The organism is Longimicrobiaceae bacterium (assembly GCA_035936415.1).
In the GTDB taxonomy this organism is placed as follows: Bacteria; Gemmatimonadota; Gemmatimonadetes; order Longimicrobiales; family Longimicrobiaceae; genus JAFAYN01.
The window spans coordinates 1-13,283 of the sequence record DASYWD010000586.1 but is presented as its reverse complement, the minus strand read 5'-3'; the positions used below and the strand labels follow the sequence as shown (position 1 = coordinate 13,283).

The window sequence follows — 13,283 nt, the reverse complement described above, 5'->3', positions numbered from 1 at the left end:
GCCGCGAGCTGGGCGGGCACCACCCGCGCCCCCGGCAGCTCCCGCTCGATCTCGGCCCGGTGGATCACGGCGGCCTCCCCGGTGAAGAGCGGAGGGTCGCCCCCGCGGAAGCGGTCCAGCACCTCCTCCAGCGTCCCGGCGCGCGGTGCGAGCACCTCCTCCACCCCCGCGCCGAAGCGATAGCAGGCGGCGTACACGTCGCGGCGGCGCGCGTCGAAGAGCGCGCAGACCGGGCGGTCCGCCCCCCAGCACCCCGCCGCCGCGGCCAGCAGGCTGGAATAGGCGAAGAGCGGCACCCCGGTGGCATGCACGATCCCCTTAGCCGTCGCCGCGCCGATCCGCACCCCGGTGAAGGAGCCCGGCCCCCCCCCGGCCACCACCGCGGCCAGCTCCTTCGGCTCCAGCCCGGCGGAGTGCAGCGCCCGGTCGATGGCCGGGAGGAGCTCGGACGAATGCCCCGCCCCGACGTTCAGCACCACCTCGGCCAGGAGCCGCTCCCCCTCCCCCACGGCCACCGAGCCGACGGAGGTGGAAGTGTCCAGCGCCAAGACGGGTCCCTCCGGCGCGGGGCTCACGGCGCGCCTCCGTCCGCCGGGAGGGGCGGGAGCGCGGGGGGCTCGCCGACCGGGGCCAGCTCCACGCGACGGCGGTCCGGGTCGCCGCATTCCTCCAGCGTGACCTCCCAGCGGGGGGACGGGAGGAGAGTGTCGGCATTCTCCGCCCATTCGATTAGCACCAGGTCCGGACCGGCCGCCAGCTCCGACCACCCCAGCTCCCAGACGTCGTCCTGCCGCTCCAGGCGGTACAGGTCCAGGTGGTGCACGGACCCCCGCGGCGTCTCGTAGCGGAACAGGAGGTTGAAGGTCGGCGAGGGGACCGCCCCCTCCACCCCCGCCCCCCGCGCCACCGCGCGCGCCAGGGTGGACTTCCCCGCCCCGAGGTCGCCGTTCAGCGCGAACACCACGGGGACCTCCACCTCCGCGCCGACCCGCTCCCCCCAGGCCGCCAGCTCCTCCTCGGTCAGCACCGCCTCGCTCCGCATGGTTCGTCAGCCCCGCAGCGCCCCGAGCGAGCGCTTCGGCGCCGCCGCGGGGGTGGCCTTCTTCGCCCCGTCCACCTGCGCCCGCACCTCCAGGAGCTGGTCGCGCAGCAGCGCCGCCCGCTCGAAGTCGAGCTGCGCCGCCGCGTCCCGCATCTCCTGCTCCAGCTCCTTGAGCAGCATCTCCGGGCTCCTGGCGTCGTACGTCGCGCGCTTCTCCGCCACCTTGCGGACCCGCGGCTCCGGCTCGGCCCGGGTGCGCGCGTCGGCCACCCGGGTGGAGCGCTCGATCTCCTGCACCGACTTGATGATGGTCTGCGGAATGATCCCGTTCGCGCGGTTGTACTCCGCCTGCAGCTCCCGGCGGCGCTCCGTCTCCTCCATCATCCGCTTCATGGAGCCGGTCACCCTGTCGGCGTACAGGATCGCCTTCCCCTCCGAGTTGCGGGCGGCGCGCCCCACCGTCTGGATCAGCGAGGAGGCGGAGCGGAGGAAGCCCTCCTTGTCGGCATCCAGGATCGCCACCAGCGACACCTCGGGGAGGTCCAGCCCCTCGCGGAGCAGGTTGATCCCCACCAGCACGTCGAACTTCCCCAGCCGCAGGTCGCGCAGGATCTCCACCCGCTCCAGCGCGTCGATGTCGGAGTGCAGGTAGCGCACCCGCACCCCCGCCTGCTGGAAGAAGTCCGTCAGGTCCTCGGACATCCGCTTGGTGAGCGTGGTCACCAGGACACGTTCCCCCTTCTTCTCGCGCTCGCGGATCTCCGCCATCAGGTCGTCCACCTGCCCGCGCACGGGGCGGACGTCCACCACCGGGTCCAGGAGCCCGGTGGGGCGGATGATCTGCTCCACCACCACGCCCCCGCTCTTCTCCAGCTCGTACGCGCCCGGCGTCGCCGACACGAACACGGCCTTGGGGACCATCGCCTCCCACTCGTCGAACTTGAGCGGGCGGTTGTCGAGCGCCGAGGGGAGCCGGAAGCCGTGCTCCACCAGCGTGGTCTTGCGGGCGCGGTCGCCGTTGTACATCCCCCCGATCTGGGGGACGGTCACGTGCGACTCGTCGATGAAGACCAGGTAGTCCTCCGGGAAGTAGTCCAGTAGGCAGGCGGGACGCTCGCCCTCGCCGCGGCCGGCGAGGTGGCGGGAGTAGTTCTCGATCCCCGCGCACGTCCCGATCTCCAGCATCATCTCCACGTCGAAGTTGGTCCGCGACTCGAGCCGCTGCGCCTCCAGGAGCCGGTTCTCCGAGAGGAGCTGCTTGAGGCGCTCGTCCAGCTCGGCGCGGATCCGCTGCACCGCCCGCTCGATGGTGGGCTTCTGCGTGACGAAATGCTTCGCCGGGTAGATGGCGGCCCGGGGGAGCGTGGCGATGGTCTCGCCTGTGAGCGGGTCGAACCGGGAGATGCGGTCGACCTCGTCGCCCCACAGCTCAACCCGGACTCCCTGCTCCTCGTACGCCGGGTAGATCTCCACCGTGTCGCCGCGGACGCGGAAGGTGCCCCGCTCGAAGGCCACGTCGTTGCGGGTGTACTGGATGTTGACCAGCCCCTCCAGGATCTGCTTCCGCCCGATCTTCTGCCCGCGCTGCAGCGTCAGCATCAGCTCGCGGTACGCCTGCGGGTCGCCCAGGCCGTAGATGCAGGAGACGGAGGTGACGATGATCACGTCCTCCCGCTCCATCAGCGACGAGGTGGAGCGGAGCCGCAGCCGCTCGATGTCCTCGTTGATGTTGGAGTCCTTCTCGATGTAGGTGTCCGTGGAGGGGACGTACGCCTCGGGCTGGTAGTAGTCGTAGTACGAGACGAAGTACTCGACCGCGTTGTGCGGGAAGAACTGCTTCAGCTCGCCGTAGAGCTGCGCGGCGAGCGTCTTGTTGTGGCTCATCACCAGCGCCGGCCGCCCGTGGTTGGCGATCACGTGCGCCATGCTGAGCGTCTTCCCGGTTCCGGTGGCGCCCAGCAGCGTCTGGTACCGGTCCCCGCGCGCGAGCCCCTCGGTGAGCTCCCCGATGGCCCGGGGCTGGTCGCCCTTGGGCGAGAACGGCGAAACGAGCTTGAAGGACGACATCTTCAGTGGGATCGGCTCGGGACGACGGGGGCCCTGCCGGGCCGGCGCTTCAACACCGTAGATACACCGAAGAAAGTGGACGGTTCACGGAAAAGCAAGTGCGAAAGTGCGAGGTGCGGGAGTGCGATCACGCCTCCAGGTCGCTCTCCCCCATGCTCTCCCGCCGCTCCACGGAGATCACCCCCTTCACCTTGCGGATCGCGCTGAGGACCCGGTTCAGGTGGGTCAGGTTCTCCACCTCGACGACGAACTGTCCCTTCATCCCCGACTCGTCCGCCTGGATGTCGGCGCTGCGGATGTTGGTGTTGGTCTGAGAGATGGTGCTCGCGATCTCCGCGAAGAGCCCGCGCCGGTCCGTCCCCTCCATGACGATGCGCACGTAGAAGCGCTCCCCCACCTCGGACTCCCACTCGATGTCCACCCGGCGCTCCGGGTGGTCGGCGAGCTGGAGGAGGTTGGGGCAGTCGGTGCGGTGCACGGAGATCCCGCGGCCCCGGGTGATGTACCCGGTGACTGTGTCGCCCGGCACCGGCTGGCAGCACTGGGAGTAGCGGACCATCAGGTTGTCCATCCCCTGGATCCGCACCCCCTTGGGCTTGCCGCGCACCCGGTCCACCAGCCGGTCGAACGCGGACGGGGGCTTCTGCGGCCCGGCGGGGGTGGTCTCCCCCCAGAGCTCCCGGAACACCGCCTGCGGCCCCACGTCGCCGCGGCCGAGCGCCGCGAAGAGGTGGGCGGCGTCGGCGAGGTCCAGCGCCTTGGCGACGGTGTCGAAGCGGTCTTCCGAGACCCGGTCCTTGCGCGCCTTCTTGATCTCCCGCTCGATGAACTCGCGCCCCAGGCGGACCGAGCTGTCGAACTCCTCCTGCTTGATCCACTGCCGGATCTTGTTCCGCGCGCGGGCCGTCTTCACGAAGGCCAGCCAGTCGCGCGAGGGGCGCTGCTTGGCGTCCGTGACGATCTCCACCGTGTCGCCGTTCTTCAGCTCGCGCGCCAGCGGGGCGATGCGGCCGTTGACCCGGGCCCCGGCGCAGTGCAGCCCCACCTCGGTGTGCACCGCGAAGGCGAAGTCGATGGGGGTGGCGCCCTTGGGGAGCTGCTTCACGTCGCCCCCCGGGGTGAAGACGAAGATCTCGTCCTGGAACAGGTCGATCCGGAGGAATTCCATGAATTCGTCCGGCTCCCGCGTCTCCTGCTGCCACTCCAGTACCTGGCGGAACCAGGTCAGCGTCTCGTCCACCTCGTCGCCGCCGCGCCCCTCCTTGTACTTCCAGTGCGCCGCGATCCCCAGCTCTGCGGTGCGGTGCATCTCGCGCGTGCGGATCTGGATCTCGTACAGCCGCCCTCCCGGACCGAAGATGGTCGTGTGGAGGGAGCGGTACATGTTGGACTTCGGGGTGGCGATGTAGTCGTGGAAGCGCTCCTGCAGCGGCGTCCAGCGGTTGTGGATCACTCCCAGCGCGTGGTAGCAGTCGGTGACGGTCTCCACGATCACGCGGATCGCCATGAGGTCGTAGATCTCGTCGTACTCCTTCTCGCGCCGCTGCATCTTCCGGTAGATGGAATAGAGGTGCTTGGGGCGCCCCGTCACCTCGCAGTCGATCCCGGCGGCACGCAGGTCCTCGTCCAGCGGCTGTCGGAGCTGCGCGATCAGCTCCTCGCGCTCTGTGCGCTTCTCCGCGATCTTGCGCGCCAGGTCGCGGTACGCCTCCGGCTCCAGGAACTTGAAGCAGAGGTCCTCCAGCTCCCACTTGATGTGCGCCATCCCCAGCCGGTGGGCCAGGGGGGCGTAGATCTCGCGGGTCTCCAGCGAGATCCGGCGGCGCTTCTCCTCCCGCAGGTGCTGGAGGGTGCGCATGTTGTTGAGCCGGTCCGCCAGCTTCACCAGGATCACGCGCGCGTCCTGCGCCATGGAGAGCAGGAGCTTGCGGTAGTTCTCGACCTGCTGCTCGGTGTTGGTGCGGAACTGGACGCGGGAGATCTTGGTGAGCCCGTCCACCACCGTGGCGACCTCTTTGCCGAACGCCTCGCGCACGTCCTCCAGCGTGGCCGTGGTGTCCTCCACCACGTCGTGGATCAGCGCGCTCACCAGGGTGACGGTATCCAGGTGCAGGTCGGCCAGGATCTCGGTGACCTCCACACAGTGGACGATGTAGTCCTCGCCGGAGCGGCGCTTCTGCCCCGAATGCGCGATGCGGCTGAACTCGTAGGCGCGGGTGAGCATCTCGACGTCGAGACGCTCCATGTAGTCCTCGATCTTCGAGAGCAGGCGCGGCGGGAGGACGGCGCGCGCGACTGCGAGCGCCTCCTCGGCCCGCTCGGGCGGGAGCATGGAGAGTGCGGTGCTAGCCATCCCAGAGACCCGCCTCGACAAAAGACACGTAGCGCCCCTCCCCCACGATCACGTGGTCGAGCACCTCGATCCCCAGCGTCGCCCCGGCCGCGCGCAGTTCCTCGGTCACCGCGCAGTCCTCGTCGGAGGGGGTGGGGTCCCCGCTGGGGTGGTTGTGCACCAGGATCACGCTCGCCGCCGACTCCATCACCGCGGTGCGGAACACCTCCCGCGGGTGCACCAGCGAGGCGTCGAGGGTGCCGCGCGTCACCTGCAGGTCGCGCAGCACCTCGTTCTGCGTGTTCAGCAGCAGGACGTGGAACTCCTCGTGCGGCAGGTCCCGCAGCATCAGCCGCATCCGGTCGTAGACGTCGCGCGGGGTGCGGACACGGTCCCGGTCCGGCCGCGCCTCCTCGGCCGCGCGCCGCCCCAGCTCCATCGCAGCCAGGATCTTGGCGGCCTTGGCCGGACCGATCCCCTGCACCGAGCAGAGCTCCCCCAGCGACGCCGTCATGATGCGGCGCAGCGACTCCTTCCCCCTGCCGGGAGAGAGCCTCTGCAGCAAGTCGCCGGCCAGGTCCAGCGCGGAGCGAGGCTTCTTCCCGGGCGACGCGGGAGTCCCGGTCTCGATCAGCAGCGCGAGCAGCTCACGCGGGGAAAGCGCCCGCGGCCCCAGGGTCTTCATCCGCTCCCGCGGCCGGTCCTCCGTGGGCCAGGTCTTGATCGTGTAGCTGGTTGCCATTACGGAATTTGAATACACCTGCACAAATGTTCGGATCGTTCGTGGCGCACGCGGACGCGCAGCGCTTCACCCCGTCCACAATCTAGCCGAACGGCCGGGGGAAAGAAACGACGACGGCCGCCGCCCCGAAGAGCGGCGGCCGCCGTGTCGTGCAGGGCCGTCGGAGGCCTCGAAGCGCTCAGGCCCGGCCGTGGCAGTTCTTGTACTTCTTCCCGCTCCCGCACGGGCAGGGGTCGTTCCTGCCCACCTCGCCGGCCAGCGCGGGCTGCGGCGCCCGCGGCTCGGTGCGGTTGGTGACCGTCTCTCCCGGAGACGGGGTCCCGGGGACGGCGGTGAACGGGTTCACCCCCAGCCCGGCCGACGAGCGCCGGGCGGGCGACGCGGCCCGGCCCTGCGGCCCGTCCGCCGAACCCTCCGCGGGCGCGGGCTCGCCCGCTTCCTCGGTGCGGTTCGGCGTCCCGAAGAACTCCGGCTGCGGCATCGGCGGCGGAGCCGACGGCGTGAGCTGTGCCCGGAAGAAGAACCGCGCGACGGACAGCTGCAGGTCGCGCATGAGGTCCACGAAGGTGTCGTAGGCCTCCTTCTTGTACTCGATCAGCGGGTCCTTCTGCCCCCACCCGCGGAACCCGATGGACGCCTTGAGGTGGTCCAGGTCGTAGAGGTGGTCCTTCCACTTCTCGTCGATGGTCGCCAGCACGATGAAGCGCAGGACCGCGTCGGTGGCCTCCCCGAACTGCTCCAGCTTGCGGTGGAAGGCCTCGCGCGCCACCTCCAGCAGGTACTCCTCCAGCTCGGCGACGTTTCCGAAGTCGTGCTCCCCCTCCGGCTGCTCCGGGAGCCGCTCGGGGTAGATGGCGTAGTCCAGCAGCAGGCGGTTGCGCAGCCCCACCAGCTCCCACTCCTCCGTGTGGGCGCCTTCGGGGACGTACTCGGCGACCAGGGTGGGGATCGTCTTCTCGATCATGTCCCACACCTCGCCCTTCAGCTCCTCCCCGCCCTCCAGGGCGAAGGAGCGGAGGTCGTAGATCACCTCGCGCTGCTGGTTCATCACGTCGTCGTTGTCCAGCAGCCGCTTGCGCGCCTCGAAGTTCTGCATCTCCACGCGCTGCTGCGCCTTGCCGATCGACCCGCTGATCCAGGGATGGGTGATGACCTCCCCTTCCTCGGCGCCCATCCGGTCCATGATGGAGGCGATGCGCTCGGAGCCGAAGAGGCGCATCAGGTCGTCTTCCAGCGACAGGAAGAACTGCGACGCCCCCGGGTCGCCCTGGCGGCCGGCGCGCCCCCGGAGCTGCCGGTCGATGCGGCGCGACTCGTGGCGCTCGGAGCCGATGATGTGCAGCCCGCCGATCTCGCTCTGCTCCTTCCCCTCGCCGTCGGTATAGGTCCGGTCCTCGGTGACGCCGGCGCCCAGCTTGATGTCGGTGCCGCGGCCGGCCATGTTCGTGGCGATGGTCACCGCCCCGGGCTGCCCGGCCATCGCCACGATCTGCGCCTCGCGCGCGTGGTACTTGGCGTTCAGCACCTCGTGCGGGATCCCGCGCCGCTTGAGCATCCGCGAGAGCGTCTCCGACACGTCCACGCTCACCGTCCCCACCAGCACCGGGAGATCGAGCTTGTGGAGGCGCTCGATCTCTTCGATCATCGCGTTGTACTTCTCGCGCTTGGTCTTGAAGACCAGGTCGTGGCGGTCGTCGCGCTGGATCGGCCGGTTGGTGGGGATCACCATGACCTCCAGCCCGTAGATGGAGTGGAACTCGCCCTCCTCCGTCTCGGCCGTGCCGGTCATCCCCGCCAGCTTCACGTACATCCGGAAGTAGTTCTGGATGGTGATGGTCGCCAGCGTCTGCGTCTCCGCCTTGACCGTCACCCCCTCCTTCGCCTCGACCGCCTGGTGCAGGCCGTCGGACCAGCGCCGGCCGGGCATCATCCGGCCGGTGAACTCGTCCACGATCAGGATCTCACCGTCCTGGATGACGTACTGCTCGTCCTTGTTGAAGAGCGCGTACGCCTTGAGGAGCTGGTGGACCACCTGCATCTTCTCGTTCTTCTCCGCGTACTCCCGCTCCAGCGCCTCCCGAGCCTCGCGCTTCTCGTCGATGGTGAGGTCGGGATCGATCTCGACGCGGTGCACCCCCTCGGAGATGTCGGGGATCACGAAGGCGTCGTGGTCGCCCGGGGCGAGCACGTCCAGCCCCTGGTCGGTCAGGTGCGCGTTGTGCCCCTTCTCGTCCATGGCGAAGAGGAGCTGCTCGTCCAGATCGTGGAGCCGCTTCTCGCGCATGTAGTCCGCCTCCACCTTCCCGATCAGCTTCTGCAGCCCCGGGTCGTCGGAGAGCATCTTCAGGAGCTTCTTGCTCCGGGGCACCCCGCGCTTGGCGGCCAGGAGCCGCTCCCCGGCGCGGTAGCTGTCGCCCTCGGCGATGGCCTTCTCCGCGTCGGCGATCAGCTCGGCGACGATGCGCGTCTGCCGGCGGTACAGGTCGGCGACCATCGGGTTGTAGCGCCCGTACGCCGTGTTGGCCTCGGAGCTGACGGGTCCGGAGATGATGAGCGGGGTCCGCGCCTCGTCGATGAGGATCGAGTCCACCTCGTCGATGATGGCGTAGTGGTGCACCCGCTGCACGCGCTGGTCCGCGGAGTGGACCATGTTGTCGCGCAGGTAGTCGAACCCGAACTCGTTGTTGGTGCCGTAGGTGATGTCGGCGTGGTACGCCTCGCGCCGCGCCGGGGTGTTGGGCTCGTGGAGGTCGATGCACCCCACGGTGAGCCCCAGGTACCGGTACACGTGCCCCATCCACTCGGAGTCGCGCTGCGCCAGGTACGAGTTGACCGTGACCAGGTGCGCGCCCCGCCCGGCGAGGGCGTTCAGGTAGAGCGGGAGGGTGGCCACCAGGGTCTTCCCCTCGCCCGTGGCCATCTCCGCGGCCTTCCCCTGGTGCAGCACGATCCCGCCGATGAGCTGCACGTCGTACGGGACCATGTCCCAGGTCAGCGTGCTCCCGGTGACGCTCACCTCGGTGCCCACCATGCGGCGGCAGGCCTCCTTGACGGTCGCGAACGCCTCGGGGAGGATCTCGTCGAGCGCGGCCTCGATGGCGGCCTTGAGGCGGGCCTCCGCGTCGCCGATCTGCTGCGCGATCCCCTCGCGCTCGGCGGCGCTCTCGGAGCGGCGCTTCTGCGCCCGGAGCTCCTCCAGCTCCGCCTCCACCTCGGCGGTGGACTCCCGGATGAAGTCGCGGAACTTGGCCGTCTGGCCGCGCAGCTCCTCCTCGGAGACGTCCTGCAGGCGCTCCCACTCCTCGTTGATGCGGTCCACGAGGGGCCAGAGACGCTTCAGCTCGCGCTGATGGCTCGTCCCGAACAGGGCGTTTACGACTTTCTTCAGCATGGGTTCTTCCCTGAAGGTACGGGCTCCCGATACAGCCCCTCGCGCGCGACGACGTCGCGCACCGGGTCGGGCACCAGATATCGGATGGACTCCCCGGCCGCCACCCTCCGGCGGATGTCGGTCGCCGAGATCCCGACTCGGCTCACCGGGACGGAAAGGAAGGGGAACGGGGCGTCCGCGTCTGCGTTTTCACACCCGCGCGGGACCGCAACGATGCGCGCGAGCCGGACGATCTCCTCCGGCTCGCGCCAGGACCCGAGCTCCTGCACGTTGTCGGCCCCGATGACGAAGAACAGCTCCGCGCCCGGGTAGCGTTCCCGCAGGGCGCGCAGCGTGTCCACCGTGTACGACGGACCGGGACGCCGCAGCTCCAGGTCGTCCACCTCGAAGCGGGGGTCCCCCCGCACGGCCGCGCGGAGCATCTCCAGCCGCGCCTCCGGGGAGGCCTGCACCGTGTGCCGCTTGTGCGGCGGCACCGCGGCGGGGACCAGGAGCGTCCGGTGGAGCCCGAGCGCGGCGTGCACGTCCGCCGCGACGATCAGGTGGCCGTGGTGCGGCGGATCGAAGGTACCGCCCAGCACCCCGATCCGCTGCACCTCAGCCGGTGGTGCCACTCCCCGCGGCGCGCTGCTGGGTCAGGGCCTCGGTGCTCTGCGGGTAGTCGCGCAGGAGCCGGGCGCGGGCCTCGGCCGCTTCTTCCTTGTAGCCGATCCGGTCGTAGCTCTCCGCGATCCGCAGGAGCGCCGCCGGCGCGACCGGCGTGTCCGGGTACTGCTCCACCGCCTGGTTGAAGTAGATCACCCCGGCGTCGTACGCGCCCCGCTTGAAGTAGAACATCCCGGTCTCGTACGACTTCTGCGCCAGCCGGCTCCTCAGCTCCCCGACCCACTGCGTCGCCTGGTTGGCCTGGGAGGTCCCCGGGTAGTAGGAGGCCACCGACTCGCAGTAGGTGACCGCGGCCTGCGTGTACTCCTGGTCGAGCGGCGGCTTGGGCGAGAGGCGCTGGTACGCCTGGCAGATGCCGAAGCGGGCCGGGAGCTGGAGCGAGTCGGGCGGCGACTCGTTCAGGAGCCGGGTGAAGTCCCCCGCCGCCAGCAGGTAGTCGCGCCTCTCCATGCGCGAGCGGGCGAGCGCCATGCGGGCCTCCGCGGTGCGGGGGTCCCCCAGGTTCCCCTGCAGGAAGCGGTCGAGGAGGTCGACGGCGCGGCCGTAGCTCCCGGCGCGGTACGCGTTCATGCCGCGCTCGAAGAGGACGTCGGGCGCGAGCTGGGCGGGGCCCTGTTTGCCGCCGCAGGCCGCCAGGAGCAGCAAACCGGCGAGCGCGAGCGAGAGTCGAAGTAGCGAAGCTGGTCTCATGCGGGTCTGTTACCCCGGGTGGCGGGGCGTGTTTCAGGAGCGCGGGAGCGCGGAGCGTGCGCGCGGGTCAACCGGCGGACGGCGTCTCGCGCTGCCGCCGCAGCATCCCCAGGTAGCCGCTCACCTGCGCGTTCCCCGGCTGCTGCGCCAGGCAGCGCTCCCACTCGGCCTCGGCCGCGGCGTGGTCGCCCGCGCGGTACAGCGCGAGCCCCAGGTTGGCGCGGGCGCCGGTGTAGGCCGGGTTCGCTTCCAGGACGGCCCGGAGCTCCGCGGCGCCGTCCTCCGGGCGGCCCAGGTCGATGAGCGTGCGCCCCAGCTTCGTGCGGAGGTCCAGGAAGCGCGGGCGGAGCTCGCACGCCTGCCGGTACTGCGCCTCGGCCTCGGCCAGGGCGCCGGCCTCGGCGTACAGGTCGCCCAGCTCGGCGTGCTGGTTGGCGAGCCGGGCGGAGACCGCGCCCGGGAAGCGCCCGGACCGGGCCTCGTCGGCCTGTGCGGCGCGCTCGAACGACTCGCGGGCCTCGTCCAGCCGCCCCAGGTCGTTCAGCGTGATGGCGCGGTTGAGGTGCGCCTCCACGTAGCGCGGGTTCACCCCGGTGGCCCGGCCGAACGCCTCCACCGCCTCCTCGGGGCGCCCGAGCAGGCTGAGGCACAGCCCCACCAGGTTGTGCACGTCCGCGAAGCGGGGCTCGCGCCGCACCACCTCCTGGAAGTCTTCCAGCGCGGCGAGGTAGGCGTTGCGGCCGTAGGCCTCCTTGCCGCGCGCGATCAACTGCTCGATCGTCTGATCTTGCGCCATGGGGTCTCCGGAAAAGGCAAATCCGGGAGAAGATAGACCTTCTCCCGGATGCGGGCAAGCGCGCGGCGGGACGGGACTCAGGCACCCGGGCCGCTGGCGCCGGGCGGAAGCCCGGACGCTGACCGGCGGAACCAGTCCACGAATCGGGGAAGCCCCTCCTCGATCGGGGTCTCGGGGGCGTACCCGAGCAGATCCCGCGCCTTGCGGATGTCGGCGTAGGTCCGCTCCACGTCCCCGGGCTGGGGCGGCAGCCACTCGATCCGGGGGGAGGCCCCCATCGCGTCGGCGAGAAGGTCCACCAGCCCGCGCAACGGCACCGTCCGGCTCTCCCCCAGGTTCACGATCTCGAAGGCCCCCGGGTGCGTGCCCGTGTAGCCGATCGCCGCTTCGATCCCCTGGAGGATGTCGTCGACGTACGTGTAGTCGCGCTCGGTGGTCCCGTCGCCGTACATCGGGATCGGCTCGCCCGCGTCCATCATACGCGCGAACTTGTGGATGGCGAGATCGGGACGCTGCCGCGGACCGTACACGGTGAAGAAGCGGAGACACACCACCGACATCCCGTAGAGATGGTGGTAGGTGCTGCAGAGCAGCTCCGCCGCCCGCTTGGTCGCCGCGTACGGCGAGATCGGATGGTCGACGGGATCGCTTTCCGAGAAGGGAACCCGGGGGCTGTTCCCGTAGACGCTCGAGCTAGAGCCGAACACGAAGCGGGAAATCCCCAGCTTCCGGGCGGTTTCGAGCGCCGCGAGAGTGCCCTCGACGTTCACCCGCGAGTAGAGCAGCGGATCCGCGATCGAGGGCCTGACTCCCGCGCGTGCCGCGAGGTGGACCATGGCGTCGGCGCCATCCCACCCGGCTGCGGCGATGCGCTCCTGCAGCTCCGCCGGCTCGGACACGTCCGCCTCCACGAGCGAGAAGCCCGGGAGCGACGAGAGATCCGCGACGTTCTGCCGCTTGATCCGTGGGTCGTAGAACGTGTCGAAGTTGTCCACGGCCAGGACCGCGTGACCCCGCTCCAGCAGCCGCTCGCATAGATGGCTGCCGATGAACCCGGCGCCGCCGGTGACGATCAGTCTCACGGTCGCGCCTCCTGGGGGAGTGCGGCGAGATCCACGCGCGCGGCGCCGCCGGGTGGGCGGATCAGCTCCGGCCGTAGCGGTCTTCGAGCCGGATCACGTCGTCCAGCTCGGGGGTGCTGACCTCCAGCATGACCGCGTCCTCGAGCGCCGTCATCCGGTGCACGTCGCCGGGGCGCACGGTGAGGCAGTCGCCCGGGACCATCTCGAAGTCCTCGCCGTTCAGGTGGTAGAGCACGCGCCCGGACTGCAGGTACATGGTCTCCTGCTTCCGCTCGTGCTTCTGCAGGGAGAGGGCGTGGCCCTTGGTGACCTCCAGGATCTTCCCGGCGTAGCGGTCTTCGTGGGCATACCAGATCTCGCGGCCCCAGGGCTTCTCGACGATCTTCGGGGCGGAGACGGCGGCGGGGCGGGACTCGATCATCTCAGGTGTTCGGAAGAGGTAAGGCGCAAACGTCGGCTCGCGCCCGTCCGGCCG

At 70.3% G+C, this 13,283-nt stretch carries 11 protein-coding genes; all 11 read right to left on the bottom strand.

Annotation, left to right across the window (positions count from 1 at the left end):
- On the bottom strand, positions 1-548 hold a 548-nt coding region (gene tsaB / locus VGR37_23540; protein HEV2150393.1), incomplete at its 3' end, for a tRNA (adenosine(37)-N6)-threonylcarbamoyltransferase complex dimerization subunit type 1 TsaB.
- Positions 549-571: 23 nt separating this feature from the next.
- Positions 572-1,042: a tRNA (adenosine(37)-N6)-threonylcarbamoyltransferase complex ATPase subunit type 1 TsaE gene (tsaE, locus tag VGR37_23535; GenBank protein HEV2150392.1), complete on the bottom strand. Its 471-nt coding sequence runs from the start codon at positions 1,040-1,042 to the stop codon at positions 572-574.
- A 6-nt stretch (positions 1,043-1,048) separates the two neighbouring features.
- The gene (uvrB, locus tag VGR37_23530) at positions 1,049-3,109 is read right to left on the bottom strand and encodes an excinuclease ABC subunit UvrB (GenBank protein ID HEV2150391.1); all 2,061 of its coding nucleotides are present in this window, start codon (positions 3,107-3,109) and stop codon (positions 1,049-1,051) included.
- Between the two features lie 127 nt (positions 3,110-3,236).
- Positions 3,237-5,462: a bifunctional (p)ppGpp synthetase/guanosine-3',5'-bis(diphosphate) 3'-pyrophosphohydrolase gene (locus VGR37_23525; GenBank protein ID HEV2150390.1), complete on the bottom strand. Its 2,226-nt coding sequence runs from the start codon at positions 5,460-5,462 to the stop codon at positions 3,237-3,239.
- Positions 5,455-6,183 (bottom strand): DNA repair protein RadC, encoded by a 729-nt coding sequence (radC, locus tag VGR37_23520; GenBank protein HEV2150389.1) that lies wholly within the window; start codon positions 6,181-6,183, stop codon positions 5,455-5,457. Before radC ends, VGR37_23525 begins: the two co-directional genes overlap by 8 nt.
- A 178-nt stretch (positions 6,184-6,361) precedes the next feature.
- Complete coding sequence (gene secA / locus VGR37_23515; protein HEV2150388.1) at positions 6,362-9,574, bottom strand: preprotein translocase subunit SecA; 3,213 nt, start codon at positions 9,572-9,574, stop codon at positions 6,362-6,364.
- The gene (gene nadD, locus VGR37_23510; GenBank protein ID HEV2150387.1) at positions 9,568-10,188 is read right to left on the bottom strand and encodes a nicotinate-nucleotide adenylyltransferase; all 621 of its coding nucleotides are present in this window, start codon (positions 10,186-10,188) and stop codon (positions 9,568-9,570) included. The genes secA and nadD overlap by 7 nt, the downstream gene beginning before the upstream one ends.
- Positions 10,172-10,930, bottom strand: coding sequence for an outer membrane protein assembly factor BamD (gene bamD / locus VGR37_23505; GenBank protein HEV2150386.1), 759 nt, complete (start codon positions 10,928-10,930; stop codon positions 10,172-10,174). Before bamD ends, nadD begins: the two co-directional genes overlap by 17 nt.
- Before the next feature lie 67 nt (positions 10,931-10,997).
- Positions 10,998-11,726 carry a tetratricopeptide repeat protein gene (locus VGR37_23500; GenBank protein HEV2150385.1) on the bottom strand — a complete coding sequence of 243 codons (729 nt, stop codon included), beginning with the start codon at positions 11,724-11,726 and terminating at the stop codon, positions 10,998-11,000.
- A gap of 77 nt (positions 11,727-11,803) precedes the next feature.
- Positions 11,804-12,808 (bottom strand): NAD-dependent epimerase/dehydratase family protein, encoded by a 1,005-nt coding sequence (locus tag VGR37_23495; GenBank protein HEV2150384.1) that lies wholly within the window; start codon positions 12,806-12,808, stop codon positions 11,804-11,806.
- A gap of 61 nt (positions 12,809-12,869) precedes the next feature.
- The coding region (locus VGR37_23490; GenBank protein HEV2150383.1) for a cupin domain-containing protein at positions 12,870-13,283 on the bottom strand (414 nt) is incomplete at its 5' end.